Raw genomic sequence first — 24,179 nt, 5'->3', positions numbered from 1 at the left:
CTCGTGCGACCGGCGCCTCCGGGTGCCGCCGGTGGGGGAGCTGCGGTGATCCCGGGGTACTGAGGCGGCATGAGCCCCCGCCGGCGCGCGATGTTCGTCGTCCTCGCGGCGATCGTGGCGCTCGTCGCCGGGGCGGCCGGGCTGCGGTGGCTGGTCCGGCACGAGCCGCGCGGCGTGCCCGCGCAGGACGATCCGGGTGCGGTGCTGCTGGTGCCCGGCTACGGCGGCAACGCCGCCGCCCTCGACACGCTCGCCGTGGAGCTGCGCACCGGCGGGCGGGCGGTGCGCGTGGTGGCCCTGCCCGACGGCGGCACCGGGGACCTCAACGGCCAGGCCGACGCCCTCGACGACGCCGTCACCGACGCGCTGCGGCAGGCCCCGTCGGTGGACCTCGTCGGCTACTCGGCCGGCGGCGTGGTGGCCCGGCTGTGGTTCGAGCGGTTCGACGGCCGCCACAAGGCCCGCCGGATCGTCACCCTCGGCTCACCCCACCACGGCGCCCGGCTCGCGGCGACGGGTGCCGCGACGCTGCCGGGCGCCTGCCCGACCGCCTGCCAGCAGCTCGCCCCGGGCAGCGCGCTGCTCGGGGCGCTGCCCGAGCCGGTGCCGCGGCCGCCGCAGTGGCTGAGCGTCTGGTCGCAGCAGGACCAGACGGTCGTCCCGCCCGACTCGGCCCGCCTCGCCGGCGCGGTCGACGTCGACCTCCAGCGGTACTGCCCGGGCCTGCGGGTCAGCCACGCCGAGCTGCCGGTGGACCCGTACGTGACCACCCTGGTCGCCGACGCCCTGGGCAGGGCGGCGATCCGGCCTCCGGAGCCGTGTTAGCTGGTCACGTCCTTGGTCGCGAAGTTCGCCCAGGCCAGGGCGAGGAACACGGCGACGTACACGGCCTGGATGCCGAGGCCCCGCTCGATGTCGCGCCACAGGACCGGCTCGCGGAAGAGGTCGATCCAGGCGAGCCAGTACCGGGTCGGCAGGTACGGCCGGATCGCCGAGGCCGCGTCGAGCCCCACGAACAGCTGGCTCGCCACCAGCACGGCGATCGCGCCGAGAGTCGCCCCGAGCGCCGAGTCGGTGACCGTCGACAGGAACAGCGCGATCGTCCCGACCCCGAGCATGGACAGCCCGACGTACGCCATCGCCGCCGCGATCCGCAGCGCCACCTGGCCGCTGCTGAGCGCCGGGCCGGACACCGACGTGACGGCGTCGCCGCCGCCCCCGCTCGGGAACAGCAGCACGCCGACGAGGAACCCGCTCACCGCGACGGCGACGACCGCTCCCGCGACGAACACGGTGAGCGCGACGAGCTTGGCGACGAGCAGCCGGGTCCGGCCGACGGGGCGCGCCACGAGGTACCGCAGCATGCCCGCGCTCGCCTCGCCGGCCACCGCGTCGCCGCCCACGATCGCGACCGCCACCGGCAGGAACAGCGGCAGGACGATGGCGAGCGCCGCCGCCGGGAACAGCGACCCGTTGGCCAGCACGGCGGACAGGAACGCGGGGCCCTGCCCGGCGGCCGTCCCGATCCGCGTCGTGGCGAGCAGCACGGCCACCGCCACGGGCAGCGCGCACAGCAGCCCGACGCTGACCCAGGTCCGCGGCCGCCGGGCGAGCTTCTCCAACTCGACGAGCATCACGGCAGATCCGTCCCTTCCCCGTCCGTGGCGCGCACGGTGACGGCGTCGATGCGGTCCGACCCGGCGCCGGTCGCGGCCAGCATCACCTGCTCGAGCGTCCGCCGCTCGGGGGCCAGCTCGGTCACCCGCAGCCCCTCGCCCACCAGGTGCGCGTTCAGCGCGGCGGCGTCGGCGTGCCGGACCGCGAGCCGGTCCCCGGCGCGGTGCTCGACCCGGCCGTCGAGGAGGGCGGCGACCCGGTCGGCGTCCGGGGTCCGCACGACGACCCGGCCCGTCGGGGCGCGCAGCGCGGCCAGCTCGTCCTGGCGGACCAGCCGGCCGTGGTCCATGATCCCGACCCACGTGCACAGCTGCTCGACCTCGGCCAGCAGGTGGCTGGAGACCAGCAGCGTGGTCCCGGCCGCGTTCAGCTCGCGCAGCAGCTCGCGGATCTCGTGGATGCCCTGCGGGTCGAGGCCGTTCGTCGGCTCGTCCAGCACCAGCAGCCGCGGCGCGCGCAGGAGGGCCGCGGCCAGGCCGAGGCGCTGCCGCATGCCGAGCGAGTACGCGCGGACCGGCCGGTGGTCGACGCCGCCGAGCCCGACCCGGTCGAGCGCCTCGTCGACGCGGCGGCGCCGGGTCGCCCGCGACGAGCGGCCGGCGGCGTCGAGCAGGCGCAGGTTGGCCCGGCCGGAGAGGTGCCCGTAGGCGGCCGGGCCCTCGACGAGCGCCCCGACGTCGGGCAGCACCTCGCACAGCCGGCGGGGGACCGGCCGGCCGAGCAGGGTGATCTCGCCGCTGGTCGCGAACACGAGCCCGAGCAGCATCCGGATGAGCGTCGTCTTGCCGGAGCCGTTCGGCCCGAGCAGCCCGAAGCGCGACCCGTCGGGCACCGCGAGGCCGACGCCGTCGACCGCGGTGAGCCGCCCGTACCGCTTCGTGAGCCCGCGGGTCTCGATCACGGCAGGTCCGCCTGGGCGCGGCCGAGCAGCGCCGGGGTGACGAAGCCGGCGAGCAGGTAGGTCCGCCGGGACGGGCGGGCCACCAGCACCGTGAGCGTCCCCGACTGCACGACCTCCCGCACGGCGGCGAGGGTCCGCTCGCCGAGCCGCCCCGGCACCGCCACGACGACGAACCGGGACAGCCCTGTGCCGTACACGGCGATCGCCTCGACCGGCCCCGGCACGCGGGCGCGCCCGGCCAGGCTGCCGGGCAGGCCCACCCCGGCGACCGAGTTCAGCGCGGCGACGACGTCCGGCTGGGCGGTCGTGACGAACCCGGAGTGGCTGGAGCCGCGCGGCCGGACGACGTCGGCGGACGGCGGCGTGCGGCTGAGGTCGAGGAACCGCGAGCTGAACGCCGAGCCCACGTCGACCCGCAGCGGCAGCCCGGTCCCCGGGTCGGCCCACACGTCGACCCGCCGGATCGTGGTGTCCGGGTCGGCGGGCGACAGGCGCAGCCCGGCGGCCGCGATCCCGGCGATCCGCTGCCCCGGCAGCGACCGCATCGGCACGCCCGCCCCGGCGTCGAGCAGGAGCCGCCGCGCGAGGTCGGGCGGCAGCAGGTCGGCGGCGCGGGGCAGCCGCACGGCGGGATCGCCGGTGAGCTCGGTCCACAGGTTCCGGCTGAAGTCCCAGGTGTACGTCGCGTCCCCGGTCCGGTACGTGTCCCGCTCCCCGACGGGGTCGAGGACGGCGACCCGCCAGGCGCGCGGCCCGGCGTGCCAGACCCGCATGCTGGTGGTGCCGCCGAGCAGCCCGGCGAGGTCGTTGAGCTGTGGCAGGTCGGGCAGCACGACGGTGCCGCGGGTCTCCACGTACCCCTGGAACGCCGTGCCCGCCGAGCCGAGGATGCGCTGCCGCAGCACCGGGGCCGGGACCTGTTCCGCGCCGGCGGGTGCGGTGGCGATCCCGACCGGGACGGCCACGAGCACGGCCAGCGCCGCGCCGACGATGATCCACCGCCGCCGCGCCTCGCGCCGGACCACGCTCACCGCTCCAACGGTAGGACGGCGGCCCGCCGCGAACGCCGTGCCGGGCGTCGCGCTCACCCGCGAGCCCCCGCCACCCCTCACCCCGCGGCGCGCCCGTCGGCATCGCGACACAAGCGAGCCCCGGGGCGGGTGCAGGCGCTACGCCTACCCGGTATGGCCTGGTCACGGTTGGCGAACCAGACGGCCGGGAGCACGGCCGCGAGGAAGAGAGCACGGTCAGCGTCACGACCGTCTGCAACCAGTGGCCCGACACCGCCGCCACCTACCGGCAGGGTGAGCAGGGCAAGAAGGGCGACGGGCTCTGCCTCGGGGCGAACAAGTAGCCGCCTCGCTCAGATCGAGCGCATGCACCAGACGGCCTTGCCGTCGGCCGTGGGGCGGGTGCCCCACCGGTCGCACAGCGACGCCACCAGCTGCAGGCCCCGGCCGTGCTCGTCGTCCGGGGTCGGCCGCTGCTTGCGCGGCAGGTACGGCGCCGTGTCGTGCAGCTCCAGCACCACGTGCGTCGCCGTGCGGCGCAGCCGCAGCTGGATCGGTGGGCGGCCGTGCAGGACCGCGTTCGCGGCCAGCTCGCTCACGACCAGGGTCATGTCGTCGACCACCCGCGGCGGCGCCGACCAGCGGCGCAGGGTCGTGCCGACCAGGCGGCGGGCGTCGCGGACCGCGCGCTCCTCGGCCGGGATGTGCCGGATGACCGACTGCTCGTCGCCCGGCTCGCCGACGACCCGGGTGAGCAGCAGCGTGATGTCGTCGTCGGGGCCGTCGGGCAGCAGCCGGGACACCAGCCGGTCGGGCACGTCGCCGAGCGGCCCCGCGATGTCGCCGACGAGCGCGGCCAGGGCGAAGATGCCGCTGTCCAGGTCCCGGTCCCGGTGTTCGACCAGGCCGTCGGTGTACAGCGTGAGCAGCGACCCGACGGGCAGCTCGATCCGCTCCTCCGCCAGGGTGATCGGCCCGGTGCCCAGCGGCGGGCCGGACGACGTGAGGGGCCGCGGCGCCGCCCCCGGCAGGAGCAGCAGCGGCGGCAGGTGCCCGGCGTTGGCGTACGTCAGGCTCCGCTCGCCCGGGTCGTAGACGGCGTAGACGCAGGTGACGATCTGGTCCTCGCGCAGGTCGCGGACGACCCCGTCGAGGTACTCGAGCACGTCGGCCGGCGGCAGGTCGAGCCGGGCGTAGGCGCGCACCGCCGCCCGCAGTTGGCCCATCACCGCGGCGGCCGGCACGCCGCGGCCCATCACGTCGCCCATCACCAGGGCGGTGCGGTCGGCGCCGAGCTCGATGACGTCGTACCAGTCGCCGCCGACCTGCGTGCCCGCCACACCCGGCCGGTAGTAGGCGGCGACCTCCAGGTGCTCCGGGTCGAGCCGGACCGGCGGCATGAGGCTGCGCTGCAGCTCGTCGGCGATGCGGTGCTCGCGGGCCGCGGCCTCCTGCGCCGCCGCGCCGGCGGCGATCGCCTGCTGGGCCCGCCGCTGCTCGGTGATGTCCTGGTTGGAGCCGCGCAGCATGACCGGGGTGCCGGTCGCGTCGCGCTCCAGCTCGCCGAGCGTGCGGAACACCCGGACGGAGCCGTCGTCCAGCCGGACCCGGGCTTCGTAGTCGAGCGGCTCGCCGGCGACCGCGGCGGTGAGGGCCGCCTCGACGTGGGCCCGGTCGTCGGGGTGCAGGTGGGTGACGAAGAAGTCCGGTTCGAGCGTGCCGGTCGAGCCGAACTGGCGCAGGAACTCGTCGGAGCCGTGCACGGCGCCGGTGCGCAGGTCGAGCTCCCAGCTGCCGACCGAGGCCAGCCGCTGCGCCTGGTCGAGCAGCTCGCGGCTGCGCTGCAGCTCGTCGCGGGTGCGCCGGAGCCGGTCGAACTCCAGGTTGGAGCGCACCCGGGCGCGCAGCTCGCGCGGCGAGAACGGCTTGACGAGGTAGTCGTCGGCGCCGGCCTCGAGCCCCTCGACAGTCGCCTCGTCGCCGGCGCGGGCCGACAGCATGATCACCGGCACGTGTGCGGCCCCCGACTCGCGCAGCGCGGCGAGCAGGCCGAACCCGTCGAGGTTGGGCATCATCACGTCGGTGAGGACCAGGTCGGGCGGGTCGGCCCGGACCAGGGCCAGGGCCTGCAGCCCGTCGCCGGCCTCCACGATCCGGTAGTCGATCTCCAGGATGCGCCGGATGTAGTCGCGCATGTCGGCGTTGTCGTCGACGACCAGCACCCGCGGCCCGGTCGCCCCCGACATCGGCACCGGCAGGGGCGTGCCCACCCACCGGTCGACCTCGGCGACGTAGCCGCGCAGATCCCGGGAGAGCGCCGAGCCGTCGCCGGGCGGCGACGCCGGACCGAACGGGATCCGGACGGTGAACGTGCTGCCCTCGCCGACGGCCGAGCGCACCCCGACCGTGCCGCCGTGCAGCGCGGTCAGCTCGGCGACCAGCGCGAGGCCGATGCCGGAGCCCTCGTGGGTGCGCGAGCGGGCGCCGGTCACCCGGTGGAACCGGTCGAACAGCGCGCCCTGGTCGGCCGGGTCGATGCCGACGCCGGTGTCGGTGACGCGCAGCTGCGCGAACCCGTCGCCGCCGTCGGCCAGCCGCACCGCGATCGTGCCGGAGAACGTGAACTTCAGCGCGTTCGACAGCAGGTTGAGCGTGATCTTCGACCACATCTCCCGGTCCGCGGCGACCGGCCGGGGCAGCGGCGGGCAGTCCACGACGAGCGACAGCCCGGCCCGGTCGGCCGCCGGGCGGAACATCGCGGCCAGCTCGGCGGTGAGCCCGGCCAGGTCGAGCGCCTCCAGGCGGGGCTCCAGCCGGCCCGACTCCAGCTGCGAGAAGTCCAGCAGGGTGTTCACGAGCTTCAGCAGGCGCTCGGCGTTGCGGTGCACGACCTCGATCCGGTCGCGCTGGTCCGGGGTGAGCGGGGTGGCCAGCACGTCCTCGGCCGGCCCGAGCAGCAGCGTCAGCGGGGTGCGGAACTCGTGGCTCACGTTGGTGAAGAAGGCCGTCTTGGCCTGGTCGAGCTCGGCGAGCTGCTCGGCGCGCTGCCGCTCGGCGTCGTAGGCGCGCTCGGCGGCGATCCGGGCGGCGACCTGCCCCGCGAGCAGGTCGAGGAAGCCGCTGTACCCCTGGTCGAACGGCCGATACCGGTTGAGCCCGACGACGAGGAAGCCGTACGGCTGCCCGCCGCCCTCCCGGGCCAGCGGCACCAGCCGGACCTCGGTCGGCGGCTCCGGCCACGCCCCGGCCGGCAGCCAGGTAAACCCGCCGAGGGTCAGCGGGACCCCGCGCTCCAGCTCGGCCAGCGGCCACGCCGCCGACGTGCGCAGCGGGTGCCCGTCGGGCACGCCGGTGCTGCAGGCCAGCCGCGCACCGCCGTCGTCGTCGAACAGATAGGCGAGCGTGAACGGCAGGTCGTCGTCGCGGGCGGCGAGGTGCCGCTCGGCGACCGCGAACACGCCGCCCTCGCCGGCGTCGGAGCCCAGGTCGCGCAGCGTGGCCATGCGCCGCTCGGCGATGACCCGTTCGGTCTCCTCGCTGACGACGCACAGCATGCCGGTGATCGTGCCGTCGTCGTCCGTGAGCGGGCTGTAGGAGAACGTGTGGTACGACTCCTCCGTGAAGCCGCTGCGGTTGACGAACAGCCGCAGGGCCTCGTCCCAGGTCGCGACGCCGGTGTCGATGACCGTGCGGATGCGGGGGCCGATCTCGGGCCAGATCTCGGCCCAGACCTCGCTGGCCGGGCGGCCGAGCGCCCAGGGGTACTTCTTGCCGAGCGTGTCGCGCCGGTAGGCGTCGTTGCAGAAGAACGTGAGCTCGGGCCCCCAGGCCATCCACATCGAGAACCGCGAGCCGAGCAGGATGCGCACCACCGAGCGCAGGCTCTGCGGCCAGTCGTCGGGCGGACCGAGCGGGGTCGCGGCCCAGTCGACGGCCGCCAGGTCACGGCTGACCTCGGTGTCGGCGAAGAAGGGGCCGGCCATGACGCCAAGGTTACGGGCAACCGCGCGGTTCCACCGATCTCCGCGGGGTCGGCCGGTCCGCCCGGCCGGCACCGCGCCGACGACGGACCCGGGCCGGGGTGCCCACGATCGTCCCGGCGCCGCCGAGGTCGACGCCGCCACCGGCACCGGGAGCCGCCGAGCACTGGAGGAGTGCGGGCCGCGGTGGCATCGTGAATGCATGTCGCTGTCGTACAGCGTCGGCCTCGCCGGCGTGCCCCTGCTCGGCGAGACCATCGGCGCGAACCTCGACCGCACCGCCGCCCGGGTGCCCGGCGCCGAGGCGCTCGTGGACGTGCCGAGCGGCCGCCGGTGGACCTACGCCGAGCTGCACGCCGACGTGGAGGCCGCGGCCCGGGGGCTGATCGCCCGCGGGATCGCGAAGGGCGACCGCGTCGGCATCTGGGCGCCGAACTGTCCGGAGTGGACGATCCTGCAGTACGCCACCGCGAAGACCGGCGCCATCCTGGTCAACATCAACCCGGCGTACCGCACGCACGAGCTGCGCTACGTGCTGGAGCAGTCCGGCGTCGGGCTGCTCGTGGCGGCGCAGCGGCTGAAGACCTCGGACTACCGGGCCATGGTCACCGAGGTCCGCCCGTCGCTCGACGACGTGGTCTTCATCGGTGACGGGCCGTTGTTCGACCGCGAAGCGACCGCCGAGGCGCTCCGCGAGCGCGAGGCCACGCTCACCTTCGACGACCCGATCAACATCCAGTACACGTCGGGCACGACCGGGTTCCCCAAAGGGGCGACGCTCTCGCATCACAATATATTGAATAACGGCTATTTCGTCGCCGAGGCGCAGGGCTGGACGGAGGCCGACCGGGTCTGCCTGCCGGTGCCGTTCTACCACTGCTTCGGCATGGTGATGGGCAACCTCGGCGCGACCACGCACGGTGCCTGCATGGTGATCCCGGAGCGCTCGTTCGACCCGGCCGCCACGCTGCGCGCGGTCCACCGGGAGCGCTGCACCGTCCTCTACGGCGTGCCCACCATGTTCATCGCCGAGCTGGCCCTGCCGGACTTCGCCGGCTACGACCTGTCGAGCCTGCGGACCGGCGTGATGGCCGGCTCGCCGTGCCCCGTGCACGTGATGCGGCGCGTCATCGCCGACATGGGCATGGCCGAGGTGACGATCTGCTACGGGATGACCGAGACGTCACCGGTCTCCACCCAGACCGCCCGCGACGACGGCCTCGACCGGCGGGTGTCCACCGTCGGCCGGGTCGGGCCGCACCTCGAGGTGAAGGTGGTCGACCCGCACAGCGGCCTGGTCGTCCCGCGTGGCACCCCGGGGGAGCTGTGCACCCGCGGTTACAGCGTGATGCTGGGGTACTGGCGGCAGCCCGCCGAGACGGCCGAGGCGATCGACAGCGCCCGCTGGATGCACACCGGCGACCTGGCGACCATGGACGACGCGGGCTACGTGAACATCGTCGGCCGGATCAAGGACCTCGTCATCCGCGGCGGCGAGAACGTCTACCCGCGCGAGGTCGAGGAGTTCCTGTACACCCACCCGGACATCGTCGACGTCCAGGTGATCGGCGTGCCGGACCAGCGCTACGGCGAGGAGCTGATGGCCTGGGTGCGGCTGCGGGAGGGCGCGGCACCGCTCACCGCCGAGGCCGTGCGCGAGTTCTGCGCCGGGCGCCTGGCACACTACAAGATCCCACGGCACGTGAAGATCGTGGACGGCTTCCCGATGACCGTGACGGGCAAGGTCCGGAAGGTGGAGATGCGCGAGACGTCGATGCGCGAGCTGGGCCTGAGCGCCGAACGGACCGCCTGACTTTCGCCATCCGCGGCGCGGTTGCCCCCGTCGACCAGCCGCACCACGGATGGCGAACGTCCGATCGTATATGATTGTGGGGTGCCTCCGCCGATGTCAAGAGCGGAATCCGCACGTGCAACTTGAGTCTTCCCGGGCGCCCGGGCCTGCCGAGCCCTCCAAGCACGAGCTGGCCTACCGGGAGATCCGCGAGCGGATCCTCGACGGCCGCTACGGGCCGGGTCACCGGCTGGTCCTCAGCGCCCTCGCCCGCGAGCTCGACGTCAGCCCGGTGCCGGTCCGTGAGGCGATCCGCCGCCTGGAGGCCGAGGGGCTGGTCAGCTTCGCCCGCAACGTCGGGGCCCGGGTCGCCACCCTGCGGGACGAGCAGTGGGAGCGGCTGGTCGAGATGCTCGCGCTGCTCGACGGCTACGCGTTCGCGGCGGCGGCCCGGCACGTGACCGCCGAGCAGATCGCCGAGGCCCGCCGGCTCAACGCCGCCCTGCGCACCGGCGCCGCGGCGCGCCGGCTCGACCACGGCGAGATCATGGCCCTGCACCGGCGGTTCCACCGCACCCTGTACTGCTGCTGCGGCAACCAGTACATGATCGACGCCCTCGACGGGATCTGGGACCGCATCGACGCGTCGCGCGTGCTCGCCGCGCTCTACCCCCAGGTGCGGCTGAGCGGCGCCGTCGACGAGCACGACCGCCTGCTGGACCTGCTGGAGGCGGGGGAGGACCACCCTGCGGTGCTGGAGACCGCGGCGCGGGAGCACAACCTCAATGCGATCCGCACGATCCGGGGCAGCGTCCGACAGTAAGAAGACCGGCATCCACGGGGGAAGATGCCGGTCTCGCGTTCAACTATACGACGCCAATCCGTTTCCCGCCAGAGGCAGTTGCGCGATCAGCCGGTCACCGAGCGCCTACCGGGAGTTTGGGATCCCGTAGCCCGCGGGGCAGGGTCGGCTCGTGCGCGGCGATCTCGACCTCGAGCAGGCTCGTCTCGTGCCGCTCGGCGGCGTACGCGGCGTGGCCGCCCCGCAGCCCGAACAGCCGCTTCGACAACAGGATGTACAGCACGGCGGCGACGTTCACCACGAGCGCGCCGATGCGCAGCCAGGTCACCTTCTCGGTGAGCTCGTAGATCTCGACCGGCAGGCCGAGCGAGGTGGCGACCACCGCGAAGTACTCGCCCCAGCGCTTGAGCAGCCACAGGCCGATGCCCTCGACGAGCTGCAGCACCCCGTAGAGCGCGAGGCCGGCGGCGACCCACAGCAGGGTGCGCGACTCGGCCTCGATGACGGTCCGGATCGTGTGGATCATCGCGGAGTCCTCGAACCGCCAGCCGATCTTGTCGGCGAACGGCCGCAGCAGCGGCAGGTCCTCGTTGAACGCCCGCTCGACGCCGTCGCGGTGGCTGCGGAAGTGGAACACGCCGTAGGCGGCGGCGAGCACGAGCAGGCCCTTGACGAACCGCTCGACGGACAGCAGGCGCAGGATGAGCGCGTCGCGCAGGGCCCGGCCGCGCAGCACGATCGGCGCGTCCTCGGCCGGACCGCGCGCGTGCGGCTCGCCGATGACGAAGTCGCCGCAGCGCAGGCACCGCCAGGCCGGGCCGACCGGGGTCGTCGCCTCCAGGCGCTCGCGGTAGGCGTCCTCGGCGGGCGCGTACGTCACGTGGCCGCGCCGGGCGCAGGTGCGAAGGTTCCAGTCCACGGGACCTTGATAGCGCAACCGCGCTCGTCTCGCGCCGGTCAGGTCGGCTTTCCGGCGATGTGCGCGGTCTCGGCGCGTTGCAGCGGCAGCGGTACCGCCGGAACCTCCAGCTCACGCTTGGCGGTCGCCGCCAGCAGGCCGGCGACCAGGCCCCCGGCGACGGCTCCGTCCAGCCAGTAGTGGTTGGCGGTGCCCACGACGACGATCATGGTCAGCACCGGGTGCGCGATCCACAGCCAGCGCCACTTCGTCCGGGTCGCCACGATCAGCCCGGCCGCGACGACGATGGCCCACCCGACGTGCAGCGACGGCATCGCCGCATACTGGTTGCTGAGCGTGTCGGTCTCCGGCGGCCCGTACACCGAGGGTCCGTAGACGGCGGCGGTGTCGACCAGCCCGAGCGCGCCGAGCATCCGCGGCGGTGCGAGGGGGAACGCGAAGTGGATCAGCAGCCCCATGGCGGTGAGCCAGGCGAGCATCCGCCGGAAGCGCACGTAGTGTTCGGGCCGGAAGAAGTACATGAAGAGCAGGAACGCGATCGTCGCCGGGAAGTGGACGACGGCGTAGTAGATGTTGGCGCCGCGCACCAGCGCCTCGGCGCTGAGCAGCACCTGCTGCAGGTCGGCCTCGCTGGGCAGGCGGAGGGCCCGCTCGACGTGCCAGACCAGGTTGGCGTCGGCGTACGCGGCGCTCACCCGTCCGTCGACGACGAGGCGTCCCATCTTGTACGCCAGGAAAAGCCCGACGACCAGCAGTAACTCGGTCCACGCACGTGGTCGTAGCCTCGTGGTGCTCTGGCGTTCACCGGATACGACCCCCGTGTTCACGATCAGAAAGTACCTGATGTTGCCAAGCAGGCAATATTGCTGATCGGGCAGTCTCCGCGAGTCGTGCGTCACAGGATTGTTTATGCTTCAAGTTGTTTCCCCGTCCCGAGCCTGAGGAGTGTCATGACCACCCGAGCCGATCAAGCGATCGCCGCTCTCCGCACGGGCCACGACGAGCTGACGGCGCTGGTGCGCGGGCTCACGCCGGAGCAGCTGCGCGGCCCGTCCGCCGCCGGCGAGTGGGACGTCTCCCAGGTGATCAGCCACCTGGGCAGCGGCGCCGAGATCAACCTGGAGGCCGTCCGGCGGTCGCTGTCCGGCGAGCCGGCGCCCGACTTCGAGTTCAACAAGGGCGTGTGGGCCCGCTGGGACGCGATGACCCCCGACGAGCGGCAGGCCGCGTTTCCGGCGGCGAACGAGCGCCTGGTCGAGGCGTACGAGGCGTTCACGCCCGAGCAGCGCGCGTCGCACCGCGTCGACGTGGGCTGGATGCCGGCGCCGATCGACGTGGCCACGTCGGCGGTGCTGCGCCTCACCGAGTTCGGCTACCACGACTGGGACGTCCGCGTGGCGTTCGACCCGGCGGCGACCCTCGACCCGGCGGCGGCCGAGCTGATGAACGCCCGCATCGAGGGCATGTTCAACTGGATCGCCAAGCCCGACCGCCTGGACGGGCGCACCGGCACCCTGCTCGTGACGCTGACCGACCGCGACGAGCGGTTCGCGGTGCGGGTCGACGCCGACCAGGTCTCGCTCGTCGAGCCCCCGGCCGACCCCGACGCGGAGCTGTCGCTGCCGCTGGAGGCGTGGCTGCGGCTGGCCGCGGGCCGCCTGGGCGAGCGGTACACGCCGTCGTCGGTGAAGGCGACGGGCGCGTTCTCCCTGGACGACCTGCGGGCGCTGTTCCCCGGCTACTGACCCGGTGCCGCGGCGGCGCCGTGGCGGCCGGTCGTTGCCGGCCGGCCGCCACGGGGCACCACGCCCGGCCGCGGTTCGCCGTCGTGCGCCCGCGCCCTCACCGGCGTGACGGCGCGGTCAGCGGTCCACGGGGCGGCGGAGGGAGTACGTGACCGCGTGCAGGCGGTGCGGCTGGCCGATGAGCATCGCGGCCCGGTCGTAGGCCTGCCAGCCCTCGGCGCCGGCCCGGTTGAGGTGGCGGAGGTCGTTGAAGCGCTCGTCCGTGCCCCAGCGCTGCACACCGCCCGGGTGGTGGAAGACGGCATCCCAGTCCTCGAACTTGTCCATGCCGAGCGTTCCCGCCGCACGGTACTCCAGTCGCGCGTACTCCCATTGCGTCACGCACACCATCATGCCGGACATCGAGCCTCGCCACCGTACGGGGGCCGGTCGATGTGAGGGGGCCGTGACGTAGCGTGGAGGCCGTGGAACGTGACCGGGACGAGGACGGGCGGGCGCGCAACGCCCGGCCCCGCGACGGGCTCGGGCGCCCGCTGCCCCGCGGCGCCACCGGGGTGCCCACCATGCCCGACGACCTCACCGTCACCCCCGCCGAGGCCCTTGAACAGGCCCAGCGACTGCTCGACGCCGATCGGCCGTTCCATGCGCACGAGGTGCTGGAGGCGGCCTGGAAAGCGGCGCCGGCACCCGAGCGGGAGCTCTGGCGCGGCCTGGCCCAGCTCGCCGTCGGGGTCACCCACGCCCGCCGCGGCAACCCGGCCGGGGCCGGGCGGCTGCTCGGGCGGGCGGCGGACCGGCTGGGCGCGTACGCCGCCGATCCGCCCCACGGCATCGACGTCGCCGGGCTGATCCGCTTCTGCGCGACGGGTGACGGCACCCCCCGCCTGCGCGCCGGCTAGCGTTCGTCGACCACGCGGCGCATCTTGCCCGCCGAGCGTTCCACGCCGCCCGCGGGGAGCACCCGGACCTCCACCGAGACGCCGATCGTGTTCTTCACCAGCGACGCGAGGCGCTCGCCGGACGCCGCCGCCGTCTCGGCCGCGGTGGCGGGGCGGCGCTCCGCCAGTACCGTCAGGACGTCCAGGTGGTCCCGGCGGGACAGCACGCACTGGAAGTGCGGGGCCAGGGCCGGCTCGCGCAGCAGCAGCTCCTCGATCTGGGTCGGGAAGACGTTCACGCCGCGCACGATCATCATGTCGTCGCTGCGGCCGGTGACCTTCTCCATGCGGCGCATGGTGCGGGCGGTGCCGGGCAGCAGGCGGGTCAGGTCGCGGGTGCGGTACCGGATCACCGGCATCGCCTCCTTGGTCAGCGACGTGAAGACCAGCTCGCCGACCGAGCCGTCCGGCAGCGGCGCGCCGGTGACCGGGTCGACGATCTCCGGGAAGAAGTGGTCCTCCCACACGTGCAGGCCGTCCTTCGTCTCCACACACTCGTTGGCCACGCCCGGGCCCATCACCTCCGACAGGCCGTAGATGTCGACGGCGTGCAGGTCGAGCCGCGCCTCGATCTCGGTGCGCATGTCGTTGGTCCACGGCTCGGCACCGAGGATCCCGATCTGCAGCGCGCTTTCCCGCGGGTCGAGGCCCTGCCGCTCCATCTCGTCGACGATCGCCAGGAGGTACGACGGCGTCACCATGATGACGTCCGGCCGGAAGTCCTGGATCAGCATGACCTGCCGCTGCGTCATGCCGCCCGACACCGGCACGACCGTGCAGCCCAGGCGCTCGGCGCCGTAGTGGGCGCCGAGGCCGCCGGTGAACAGGCCGTACCCGTAGGCGACGTGCACCACGTCGCCGGGCCGGCCGCCGGACGCGCGGATCGAGCGGGCCATGAGGTCGGACCAGGTGTCGACGTCGCCGCGGGTGTACCCGACGACGGTCGGTTTCCCGGTCGTTCCCGACGAGGCGTGGATGCGGACCACGTCGGTGCGGGGGACCGCGAACATGCCGAACGGGTACCGACGGCGCAGGTCGTCCTTGGTCGTCAACGGGAACCGCGCCAGGTCGGACAGGTCGCGGCAGTCGTCGGGGTGCACCCCGGCGGCGTCGAACGCCTCCCGGTAGTGCGGCACGTTGCGGTACGCGTGCTGCAGGGTCTGCTGGAGGCGGGCGAGCTGCAGGGCGGTCAGCTCGTCGCGGGAGGCGGTCTCGATCGGCTCCAGGCCGGCGGGGGTGACGTCGCGCACCTTTGCATCCTGCACCCGCAGCTCACGACCCGCGTGCCCCGCGTCACGGCGGCACCAGCGCTGTGGATCTTTCTGAATCGATACAGTATTGCTGTCGGAACGACTGAAGGAGTAGCCATGGAAACCGTTTCCCGCCGGGTGCGCGACGCCCTGACCAGCCGTGGTGAGGCCCGCCGGGCCCGCCGTCGGCTGGCCCGGGAGATCGCCGCGTACCGCACGCCGGCCGAGCGCCTGGAGCTGGACATGATCCTGTCGCGGCACACCGCCGAGCAGGTCGCCGAGATCGACGAGATCCTCCGCGAGCAGTCGGCCGCCGAGCGCTCGACCCGCCACCACGCCCTGCTGGTCGACCAGACCTAACGCGGCGGCTCCGTACCTACTAGTGCGTACGGCATGGACGCCGTCGACCGGTTGGTCACGAGCACGCAGGCGCTGCTGTGGGAGCGCGGCTACACCGGCACCAGCCCGCGGGCGATCCAGGAGCGGGCCGGCGCCGGCCAGGGCAGCATGTATCACCACTTTCGCGGCAAGCCCGACCTGGCGGCCGCCGCGATCCGGCGCACCGCGCGGTACGAGGTGCTGCACCTCTCGGCGCCGGAGCTGTCCGCGCTGCCGACGGGCTGAGCGCCGGCCGCGGCCGGCGGCCTAGCCGGCGAGCGCGGCCCGGGCCGCCTCGACCGTGTCGAACAGGCGGAACACCTGGTCGAGGCCGGTGATCCGGAACACCCGCCGGATGCGGTCCGGGCACACCACGGCCAGCGCACCGCCCCCGTCGCGGACCCGGTTGTAGGCGCCGATGAGCACGCCGAGCGTGGTGGAGTCCATGAACGTCACCGCCGAGAGGTCGATGACGAGCGTGCCGCCGCCCTCGTCGAGCGCGGCGTTGACGGTGCGGCGGAACTCCGCCGACGTGCTCACGTCGAGCTCACCGTCGGCCGTCACGAGGCCGTGACCGCCGACGGTCGAGATCGAGAACGCCATGACCGCTCCGCTCCTCGAAAGCCTGTAGCACCGTAGCGTCCCGGCGCGCCGCGGCTGGGAGCGGGTGGCCCGGACACGTTACTGTGGGCGCTGAGCTGGTTGCGCAGGATGGTGCGGGAGGGTCTGGATGGTCGACGATCCGGCGATACCGATCGAGATCCTGCTCGTCGAGGACGACCCCGGCGACGTGCTCATCACCCGCGAGGCGTTCGCCGACCACAAGGTCCGCAACCGGATCGCGGTGTGCGCCGACGGCGCCGACGCGCTGCGCTACCTGCGCCGCGAACCGCCCTACGCCGACGCGCCCCGGCCCGACATCCTGCTGCTCGACCTCAACCTGCCCGGCGTCGACGGCCGGGCCGTGCTGGCTGCGGTGCACGCCGACCCGCGGCTCAACGACATCCCGGTCGTGGTGCTGACCAGCTCCACCGCCGAGGAGGACGTCCTGCGCAGCCAGGAGCTGCGGGTCGACACGTACATCCGCAAGCCCGTCGACTTCGCGAGCCTGATGCACGTGGTGCGCCGGATCGAGACGTTCTACATCAGCGTCCGGCGCAGCCTCAGCGCCTGAGGCCTGTTCATCACTGGGCCCGCCGCAGCCCGGCCCAGTGATGAAACAGGCCTCAAGCCTCGATGGCGCCGCGGGCGATCGCCGCGCGGTACCAGTGCCCGCTCGCCTTCACGGTCCGCGCGAGGGTGTCGTAGTCGACGTGGATCAGCCCGAACCGGCGGCTGAACCCGAACGCCCACTCGAAGTTGTCGAGCAGCGACCACACGAAGTACCCCCGCAGATCCACACCGGCCGAGATGGCCTCGTGCACGGCGGCGAGGTGACCGCGCAGGTAGGCGATGCGCTCCGGGTCGTCGATGCCGCCGTCGGGGCCGATCCGGTCCTCGTAGGCGGCGCCGTTCTCGGTGACGTAGAGCGGCCGGTCGCCGTAGTCGCGCCGGATGCGCAGCAGCAGGTCGCGCAGCCCGGTCGGGTCGACCGACCAGCCCATGTGCGTCACCGGCCCCGGCGTCGGGTGGAACCGCACGCCCTGCGCGGTCGGGTACGGGGTGCCGTGGTCGAGTTCGCCGTCGGGGGCCGCGCTCACCAGGTCGGGCTGGTAGTAGTTCACGCAGATCGCGTCGACCGGCGCCGAGATCGTGGCCAGGTCGCCCGGCCGGACGAAGTGCCAGTCGGTGAGCTGTTCGGTGTCGCGCAGGACGTCGGCCGGGTACGCGCCGCGCAGGATCGGGTCGAAGAAGATCCGGTTCAGCAGGCCGTCGATGCGGCGGGCGGCGTCGGCGTCGGCCGGGTCGTCGGTGAGGGGACGTACCGCGCCCGCGTTCAGGGCCGTCGAGACCTGGCCGGTCACGCCCGCGGCACGCAGCGCGGCGACGGCCAGGCCGTGGCCGAGCAGCAGGTGGTGGGTGGCGGTGAGCGCGCCGACGTGGCCGCGCCGGCCGGGCGCGTGCCCGCCCGTGCCGTAGCCGAGGAACGCCGAGCACCACGGCTCGTTCAGCGTGTTCCACATCGCCACCCGGTCGCCGAGCCGCTGCGCGACGACGGCCGCGTAGTCGGCGAACCGCAGCGCGGTGTCCCGGTTCGTCCAGCCGCCGGCGTCCTCGAGCTCCTGGGGCAGGTCCCAGTGGTACAGCGTCGCGACCGGCCGGATGCCCGCGCCGAGCAGCTCGTCGACGAGCCGGTCGTAGAAGCCGAGGCCGGCCTCGTTGACGCCGTGCCCGCCGGTCGGGCGGATCCGCGGCCACGCGATCGAGAAGCGGTACGCCGACAGGCCGATCGACGACATCAGCCCGACGTCCTCGCGGTAGCGCGTGTAGTGGCCGGTCGTGTGGGCGCCGGTGTCGCCGTTGTCGATGCGGCCGGGCTGGGCCGAGAACGTGTCCCAGATCGACGGGGTGCGCCCGTCGGCCTCCACGGAGCCCTCGATCTGGTACGCCGCCGTCGCCGCGCCCCACCAGAACGTCGACGGGAAGGCCAGGAGGCCCTCCGTGGTCCGCACCGCCGTCGTGCTCACAACCACCACTCCCCGTGCCGCGCACTCGGCGCGACGTCGCAACGGATAACAAGAACGGCTGGAGAGCGCTCTCCGAGCCGTGTGACCAGACTGCGACGTCGCGGGCCGGGGTGTCAAGGTCCGCGGACGCGAGGATCCCCCGGAACTACCGCAAACTCGGTCAAAAGATCTTGCCAAAGACATCGGCACTCTTGACATGCGGGAAACGGCAGGGCAAGACTGCGACCAATTGGAGAGCGCTCTCCAGCCCCGCCGGCCCGCGCTCTCCCACACCCCTCAGCTAGGAGCCCCCGAGTGCAACCGGCCCTTCATCTCCGCGGGCGGCCCGCCGCCTGGCGCGGACCGACCAAGTGGCGGATCCTCCTGCTCTCCGCCATCGCCCTCGCCGTCGTCGCCGCCGTGGCCGTCGTGGTCGCGCCGCTCGCCCGCGCCGCCGACAGCCTGATCTCGCAAGGCAAGCCCGTCACCGCCTCCTCGACCCAGGCCGACGACGTCGCCGCCAGCTTCGTCAACGACGGCAACGCCGGCACCCGCTGGGGCAGCCAGTGGAGCGACCCGCAGTGGATCCGCATCGACCTCGGCGCGCCCGCCACCATCAGCCAGGTCGTGCTGCAGTGGGAGGGCGCCTACGGCAAGGCGTTCCAGATCCAGACGTCCGCCGATGACCAGAACTGGACGAACGTCTACGCCACGACCACCGGCACCGGTGGCACGCAGACGATCAACGTGACCGGCAGCGGCCGCTACGTGCGCATGTACGGCACGGTCCGCGGGTCCGGCTACGGCTACTCCCTCTACGAGTTCAAGGTCTACGGCTCGTTCGACGGCGGCACCGGGAACCCGGGCACCTGCGGTACCACCAATGCCGCACAGGGCAAGCCGGCCAGCGCGTCGTCGGTGGAGGGCGCGGACGTCGCCGCCGCCAACGCCTTCGACGGCAACGCGGGCACCCGCTGGGGCAGCCAGTTCTCCGACCCGCAATGGATCCAGGTCGACCTCGGCACCACGCAGTCGATCTGCCAGGTCGTGCTGCAGTGGGAGGCCGCCTACGGCAAGGCGTTCCAGATCCAGACGTCGACCAACGGCACGTCATGGACGGACATCTACTCCACCAGCACCGGCACCGGCGGCACGCAGACGCTGAACATCACCGGCTCCGGCCGCTACGTGCGCATGTACGGCACCGCGCGGCCCGGCGGGTACGGGTACTCGCTGTGGGAGTTCCAGGTCTTCACCGGCAGCGGCCCGACCTCGTCGCCGACCACCAGCCCGACGCCGTCGACGTCACCGTCGACGTCACCGTCGCCGTCGCAGGAGCCCGGCTGGACCACGGTCTGGAGCGACAACTTCGACGGCGCCGCGAACACGTCTCCGGCCGCCGCCAACTGGATCATGCGCACGGGAACGCAGTTCCCGGGCGGCGCCGCGAACTGGGGGACCGGCGAGGTCGAGACCGCCAGCAACTCGACCGCCAACGTGTACCTCGACGGCGCCGGCAAGCTGAACATCAAGGCGATCCGCGACGGCGCCGGCAACTGGACCTCCGGTCGCCTGGAGACCCAGCGCACCGACTTCCAGGCGCAGCCGGGCGAGCAGGTGAAGTTCACCGCGCTCATCAAGCAGCCCGACGTCGCCAACGGCGACGGCTACTGGCCGGCGTTCCGGGCCACCGGCGCCGCCTACCGCAACAACTGGAACAACTGGCCGGGCGTCGGCGAGACCGACATCATGATGGACGTCAACGGCCGCAGCCAGCTGTCGCAGACCCTGCACTGCGGCACCGCGCCCGACGGGCCGTGCGGCGAGTACAACGGCCGCACCTCCGGCCTCGCGTCGTGCGTCGGCTGCCAGACCGGCTACCACGAGTACACCCAGGTCATCGACCGCACCAAGACCGACGAGGAGATCCGCTTCTACCTCGACGGCAAGCAGTCGTGGGTCGTGCGGGAGAGCCAGGTCGGCGTCACCGCCTGGCAGGCGGCCGTCCAGCACGGCTTCTACCTGCGCTTCGACCTGTCGATGGGCGGCTCGCTGCCCAACGCCATCGCCGGCTACACCACCCCGACGCCGGACACCACGTCGGGCGGCGTGCTCTCGATCGACTCCGTCTCCGTTTCCAAGGCCACGGGAACCGTTCCCGCCGCGATGACCGACCCGGCGACGCCCACGGGCCCGAGCGTGGTGCGCGTGACCGGCTCGCAGGGCAACTGGCAGCTGCAGGTCAACGGGGCCAACTGGGAGGTGCGCGGGTTGACCTACGGCCCGCCCCAGGCGGCCGCCGACGGCTACATGCGTGACCTGAAGAACATGGGCGTCAACACGATCCGGACGTGGGGCGTCGACGACGCCAACACGCCGACGCTGCTCAACCGGGCCGCGCAGCAGGGCCTGAAGGTGATCGTCGGGCACTGGCTGAACCAGGGCGCCGACTACGTCAACGACACGGCCTACAAGAACAACACCAAGACCGAGATCGTGAACCGGGTCAACGCCCTGAAGAACCACCCGGGCGTGCTCATGTGGGACGTCGGCAACGAGGTCATCCTCACGATGCAGGACCACGGCCTGTCCGCGGCCGACGTCGAGGCGCGGCGCGTCGCGTACGCCAAGTACGTCAACGAGCTGGCCATCGCGATCCACGCCGCCGACCCGAACCACCCGGTGACGTCGACCGACGCCTACACCGGCGCCTGGCCGTACTACAAGAACAACGCCCCGGCGCTGGACCTGCTCGCCGTGAACTCCTACGGCGCGATCGGCAACATCAAGCAGGACTGGATCAACGGCGGGTACACCAAGCCGTACGTGGTCACCGAGGGCGGCCCGTCCGGCGAGTGGGAGGTCCCCAACGACGTCAACGGCGTGCCGAACGAGCCGACCGACCTGCAGAAGCGCGACGGCTACACGGCCAGCTGGAACGCCATCAAGTCGCACCCGGGCGTGGCGCTCGGCGCGACCGAGTTCCACTACGGCCTGGAGAACGACTTCGGCGGCGTGTGGCTCAACACGTACCCCGGCGGCTGGCGCCGGCTCGGTTACGGAGCGCTCAAGCAGGCGTACACCGGAACCCCGCTCGCCAACACCGCACCACAGATCACCGGCATGACGGTCAGTAACCAGACGGCGGTGCCGGCCGGCAGCACGTTCACCGTGAACGTCGCCGCCACCGACCCGAACGGCGACGCGATCCGCTACAACCTGATGTACAGCGACAAGTACATCACCGGCGGCACCGGCTTCCGCAACGTCGTCTTCACCCAGAACGGCAGCACGTTCACGGCTCGGGCCCCCGAGACGCTCGGCGTGTGGAAGGTCTACGTCTACGCGTTCGACGGCCAGGGCAACGTCGGCATCGAGACCCGCTCGTTCCGGGTCGTCCCGCCGTCGATCCCGGGCACGAACATCGCGCTCAACAAGACGGCGACGGCCTCGACGTACCAGCCGACCGGCACCAACGGCCCGCAGCTGCCCGCGTACGCCGTCGACGGCAACTACGGCACCCGGTGGGCCAGCGAGTGGCTGGCGACGGCGTGGATCCAGGTCGACCTCGGTTCGAAGCAGACGTTCAACAAGGTGTTCCTGGCCTGGGAGGCGGCGTACGCGACCGGCTACCAGATCCAGACCTCGGACGACGGCAGCAACTGGACCACGATCTGGTCGACGACGACCGGCAACGGCGGCTTCGATGACATATCCGTCAACGGAAATGCACGCTACGTGAGGGTCAACGGAACGGCCCGCGCGACCACGTATGGTTACTCGCTGTGGGAATTCGGGGTGTACCGCGCGTAGGTCGTCGCTCTTCGATGGACGGCGCTCTCCAGGGTCTTGACCTTGGAGAGCGCTTTCCGCGCTCGTGCTATAAACGGCGCGTGATGAACGACAAACGCCGCCCAACCCTCGAAGACGTCGCGGCCGCCGCCGGGGTGTCCCGGGCGACCGTGTCGCGCGTCATCAACGGGGTGCGCAACGTCGACCCCGGCCTGCACGAGATCGTGTGGGCGGCCGTCGACCAGACCGGCTACGTGCCCAACCGCGCCGCCCGGTCGCTGGTGACCCGCCGCAGCGGCACCATCGCCCTGGTCGTCTCCGACTCGGTGACCCACGACGACGACCCGTTCATGGGCCGGTTCTTCGCCGACCCGTACTTCGGCCGCGTGGTCGGCGGCATGATGAGCGTCCTGCGGCCCAAGGGCATCCAACTCGCGCTGCAGATCGTCGGCACCGACGAGGCCCGCAACCGGCTCGTCGGCGACCTCGGCCAGGGCCAGGCCGACGGCGCCGTGGTGCTGTCGCTGCACCCCGACGACGTGCTGCCGGGCTACATGTTCGAGGCGGGGGTCGCCGCGGCCCTGATCGGCCGGCCCGCCCACCCGCTGCCGATCTGCTACGTCGACGTCGCCAACGACGCCGGCGGCGCGCTCGCCGCCGAGCGCCTCGTCGCCCAGCGCTGCCGCCGCCCGGCCATGATCACCGGCCCGGACCACGTGCCCGCCAGCCAGGACCGCCTCACCGGCTTCCGCCAGGCCCTCGCCCGCCACGGCCACGCGTACTTCCCGACGATCGAGGGCGGGTTCACGTACCGCTCGGGCGAGCAGGCCGCCCGCGAACTGCTCGACCTGCACCCCGAGACCGACGGGGTGTTCGTGGCCAACGACCTCATGGCACAGGGTGTACTGGCGATCCTGCAGCACGACGGCCGCCGCGTGCCCGAGGACGTGCGGGTGGTCGGCTTCGACGACAGCAGCGCGGCGCTCGACTCCCGCCCGGCCCTGACCACCGTCCGCCACCCGCTGGAGGACATGGCGGCGAGGGCGGCAACGATGGTCCTGGACCGCGTGGACAACCCGTCGCTGCGCGTCGAGTCGGTCATCTTCGACCCCGAACTGGTAGTCCGCGAGTCCGCATGACGCCGCCGTCGTCGTTCTCGTCGCCTTCGTCCTCGCCTCCTCCTCCGTCGTCCTCTTCTTCAGCTCCGTCTTCGTCGTCTCCGGGGCTGGTCCGTCGCCTGCTGGCCGCGCAGCACCCGGACCTGGACGGCCCGGTGCGGCTGGTGGCGTCGGGCTGGGACAACGACATCTACCGCCTGGGCCCGTCGCTGAGCGTCCGCCTCCCACGCCGCGCCGAGGCGGTCCCGCTGATGCACAACGAGCAGCGCTGGCTCCCTGTGCTGCGCCCGGTGCTGCCGGTGGCGATCCCGGACATCCTCCGGCAGGGCGCACCGGACGCGCTGTATCCGTGGCCGTGGAGCATCAACACCTGGCTCCCGGGCACGCCGGCGACCGGGGTTCCGGTGCCCGGGCGGTTGTCGTTCGCCGCGGACCTGGCGGCCTTCATGTCCGCCCTGCACGTGCCGGCACCCGCGGACGCACCGTCGAACCCGGTCCGCGGCGTCGCGCTGTCGACCCGCTCGGAGGCGATGGACCGCCGCTTCGCGACGGGCCGCGTGCCGCCGGCACTGCGTCCACTGTGGAACGAACTGGTGCGGATCCCGGCGTGGACGGGCCCGAGGCTGTGGCTCCACGGCGACCCGCATCCGGCCAACATGCTGGTGGGCGAGGACGGCCGCCTGTCGGGCATCGTAGACTTCGGCGACCTCACGGCGGGCGACCCGGCAACGGACCTGGCCGCGGCGTGGCTGGCCTTCGACGCTCCGGCACGCTCGGTGTTCCGGGCCGCGCTGGACGTGGACGATGCCACGTGGGAGCGAGCGAGGGGCTGGGCGCTGAACATCGGCGCGGCGATAGCGGCGGACGTCGACCCGACCCCGGAGATGGCGGCGATCGCCGAACACGCGCTGCGAGAGGTCCAACTCCCGTAGCGCTGAGCGCAGGTCCCTTGGCCGAAAGCTGGCAGTCTTCTCCGGCCTCTCCGGCCAGCGACGCGCTCCGGTTCCCCTGCGCTCTTGTCCCCGTGCTCTTGTCCCCGTGCTCTCTCGTTCCCAGCGCCGTTCCCGCCTCGCGCTGCCTCCCCAGCCCTGCGCCGCTCTCGTTCCCTGCGCCGTTCCCGTTCCCGTTCCCGCCCCGCGTCGCCGTGCCCCGGCCCCGCGCCGCTCTCGTTCCCTGCGGGGGTCCCAGATTCCCGCGCCGTTCCCGTTCCCGTTCCGCGCCGCCGCCTCGGCCGTGCGCCGTTCCCGTTCCCGTTCCGCGCCGCCGCCTCG

At 73.0% G+C, this 24,179-nt stretch carries 21 protein-coding genes; 11 read left to right on the top strand and 10 right to left on the bottom strand.

Translation table 11 applies throughout. The annotated features are described in order from the left end of the window. Positions 1-69: 69 nt before the first annotated feature. A complete protein-coding gene (locus IEZ31_RS16155) occupies positions 70-825 on the top strand; it encodes an esterase/lipase family protein (protein WP_190250680.1) in 756 nt (251 codons plus the stop codon). On the opposite strand, the gene IEZ31_RS16150 is transcribed toward IEZ31_RS16155, so the two are convergent. From IEZ31_RS16150 to IEZ31_RS16135, 4 genes are all read right to left on the bottom strand, one after another. Beyond that, a complete protein-coding gene (locus IEZ31_RS16150; RefSeq protein WP_229835156.1) occupies positions 822-1,634 on the bottom strand; it encodes an ABC transporter permease in 813 nt (270 codons plus the stop codon). The genes IEZ31_RS16155 and IEZ31_RS16150 overlap by 4 nt on opposite strands. Continuing rightward, positions 1,634-2,578 (bottom strand): ABC transporter ATP-binding protein, encoded by a 945-nt coding sequence (locus tag IEZ31_RS16145; RefSeq protein WP_190250678.1) that lies wholly within the window; start codon positions 2,576-2,578, stop codon positions 1,634-1,636. Before IEZ31_RS16145 ends, IEZ31_RS16150 begins: the two co-directional genes overlap by 1 nt. After that, positions 2,575-3,609, bottom strand: coding sequence for a LolA-like protein (locus IEZ31_RS16140; protein ID WP_190250677.1), 1,035 nt, complete (start codon positions 3,607-3,609; stop codon positions 2,575-2,577). Before IEZ31_RS16140 ends, IEZ31_RS16145 begins: the two co-directional genes overlap by 4 nt. A 332-nt stretch (positions 3,610-3,941) precedes the next feature. Then, positions 3,942-7,571 (bottom strand): SpoIIE family protein phosphatase, encoded by a 3,630-nt coding sequence (locus tag IEZ31_RS16135; protein WP_190250676.1) that lies wholly within the window; start codon positions 7,569-7,571, stop codon positions 3,942-3,944. A gap of 199 nt (positions 7,572-7,770) precedes the next feature. Here IEZ31_RS16135 and IEZ31_RS16130 point away from each other — a divergent pair, with 199 nt between their 5' ends. Together IEZ31_RS16130 and IEZ31_RS16125 are read left to right on the top strand one after the other, a co-directional pair. Next, positions 7,771-9,381 (top strand): AMP-binding protein, encoded by a 1,611-nt coding sequence (locus IEZ31_RS16130; protein ID WP_190250675.1) that lies wholly within the window; start codon positions 7,771-7,773, stop codon positions 9,379-9,381. Positions 9,382-9,496: 115 nt separating this feature from the next. Beyond that, positions 9,497-10,183 carry a GntR family transcriptional regulator gene (locus IEZ31_RS16125; RefSeq protein WP_190250674.1) on the top strand — a complete coding sequence of 229 codons (687 nt, stop codon included), beginning with the start codon at positions 9,497-9,499 and terminating at the stop codon, positions 10,181-10,183. A gap of 94 nt (positions 10,184-10,277) precedes the next feature. Here the strand turns inward: IEZ31_RS16125 and IEZ31_RS16120 are convergent, their stop codons facing one another. Both IEZ31_RS16120 and IEZ31_RS16115 read right to left on the bottom strand, forming a co-directional pair. Continuing rightward, a complete protein-coding gene (locus IEZ31_RS16120) occupies positions 10,278-11,081 on the bottom strand; it encodes a DUF2127 domain-containing protein (protein ID WP_190250673.1) in 804 nt (267 codons plus the stop codon). A 38-nt stretch (positions 11,082-11,119) separates the two neighbouring features. Next, complete coding sequence (locus IEZ31_RS16115) at positions 11,120-11,908, bottom strand: phosphatase PAP2 family protein (protein ID WP_229835154.1); 789 nt, start codon at positions 11,906-11,908, stop codon at positions 11,120-11,122. Positions 11,909-12,031: 123 nt separating this feature from the next. On the opposite strand from IEZ31_RS16115, the gene IEZ31_RS16110 reads away from it, so the two are divergent. Further along, the gene (locus IEZ31_RS16110) at positions 12,032-12,826 is read left to right on the top strand and encodes a maleylpyruvate isomerase family mycothiol-dependent enzyme (protein ID WP_190250672.1); all 795 of its coding nucleotides are present in this window, start codon (positions 12,032-12,034) and stop codon (positions 12,824-12,826) included. A 117-nt stretch (positions 12,827-12,943) separates the two neighbouring features. On the opposite strand, the gene IEZ31_RS16105 is transcribed toward IEZ31_RS16110, so the two are convergent. Then, on the bottom strand, positions 12,944-13,207 hold the full coding sequence (locus IEZ31_RS16105; protein WP_190250671.1) for a hypothetical protein: 264 nt from the start codon (positions 13,205-13,207) through the stop codon (positions 12,944-12,946). Positions 13,208-13,290: 83 nt separating this feature from the next. Here IEZ31_RS16105 and IEZ31_RS16100 point away from each other — a divergent pair, with 83 nt between their 5' ends. Then, positions 13,291-13,725: a DUF309 domain-containing protein gene (locus IEZ31_RS16100; protein WP_190250670.1), complete on the top strand. Its 435-nt coding sequence runs from the start codon at positions 13,291-13,293 to the stop codon at positions 13,723-13,725. Here IEZ31_RS16100 and paaK read toward each other — a convergent pair. Then, the gene (paaK, locus tag IEZ31_RS16095) at positions 13,722-15,014 is read right to left on the bottom strand and encodes a phenylacetate--CoA ligase PaaK (protein ID WP_190250669.1); all 1,293 of its coding nucleotides are present in this window, start codon (positions 15,012-15,014) and stop codon (positions 13,722-13,724) included. The genes IEZ31_RS16100 and paaK overlap by 4 nt on opposite strands. Positions 15,015-15,131: 117 nt before the next feature. Between paaK and IEZ31_RS16090 the strand changes: the two genes are divergently transcribed. Together IEZ31_RS16090 and IEZ31_RS16085 are read left to right on the top strand one after the other, a co-directional pair. Continuing rightward, entirely contained in the window at positions 15,132-15,374 is a 243-nt protein-coding gene (locus tag IEZ31_RS16090; RefSeq protein WP_190250668.1) for a hypothetical protein, read from the top strand. Between the two features lie 33 nt (positions 15,375-15,407). Further along, positions 15,408-15,638, top strand: a complete 231-nt coding sequence (locus IEZ31_RS16085; RefSeq protein ID WP_229835145.1) for a TetR/AcrR family transcriptional regulator — start codon at positions 15,408-15,410, stop codon at positions 15,636-15,638. A gap of 21 nt (positions 15,639-15,659) precedes the next feature. On the opposite strand, the gene IEZ31_RS16080 is transcribed toward IEZ31_RS16085, so the two are convergent. Then, entirely contained in the window at positions 15,660-15,995 is a 336-nt protein-coding gene (locus tag IEZ31_RS16080; RefSeq protein ID WP_190250667.1) for an STAS domain-containing protein, read from the bottom strand. Positions 15,996-16,122: 127 nt separating this feature from the next. Here IEZ31_RS16080 and IEZ31_RS16075 point away from each other — a divergent pair, with 127 nt between their 5' ends. Beyond that, a complete protein-coding gene (locus IEZ31_RS16075; protein WP_190250666.1) occupies positions 16,123-16,566 on the top strand; it encodes a response regulator in 444 nt (147 codons plus the stop codon). 52 nt (positions 16,567-16,618) lie between these two features. On the opposite strand, the gene IEZ31_RS16070 is transcribed toward IEZ31_RS16075, so the two are convergent. After that, complete coding sequence (locus IEZ31_RS16070; RefSeq protein WP_229835143.1) at positions 16,619-18,019, bottom strand: GH1 family beta-glucosidase; 1,401 nt, start codon at positions 18,017-18,019, stop codon at positions 16,619-16,621. Between the two features lie 375 nt (positions 18,020-18,394). Here IEZ31_RS16070 and IEZ31_RS16065 point away from each other — a divergent pair, with 375 nt between their 5' ends. The 3 genes from IEZ31_RS16065 (at position 18,395) to IEZ31_RS16055 (ending at position 23,840) form a co-directional block, all read left to right on the top strand. After that, positions 18,395-21,811 carry a galactose-binding domain-containing protein gene (locus tag IEZ31_RS16065; RefSeq protein WP_380020209.1) on the top strand — a complete coding sequence of 1,139 codons (3,417 nt, stop codon included), beginning with the start codon at positions 18,395-18,397 and terminating at the stop codon, positions 21,809-21,811. Between the two features lie 83 nt (positions 21,812-21,894). Beyond that, positions 21,895-22,929, top strand: a complete 1,035-nt coding sequence (locus tag IEZ31_RS16060; RefSeq protein WP_190250841.1) for a LacI family DNA-binding transcriptional regulator — start codon at positions 21,895-21,897, stop codon at positions 22,927-22,929. Positions 22,930-23,063: 134 nt separating this feature from the next. Next, entirely contained in the window at positions 23,064-23,840 is a 777-nt protein-coding gene (locus IEZ31_RS16055) for an aminoglycoside phosphotransferase family protein (RefSeq protein ID WP_229835134.1), read from the top strand. Positions 23,841-24,179 lie beyond the last annotated feature (339 nt).

The organism is Dactylosporangium sucinum (assembly GCF_014647515.1).
GTDB classification, from domain to species: domain Bacteria; phylum Actinomycetota; class Actinomycetes; order Mycobacteriales; family Micromonosporaceae; genus Dactylosporangium; species Dactylosporangium sucinum.
This window is presented reverse-complemented; position numbering and strand designations above follow the sequence as displayed.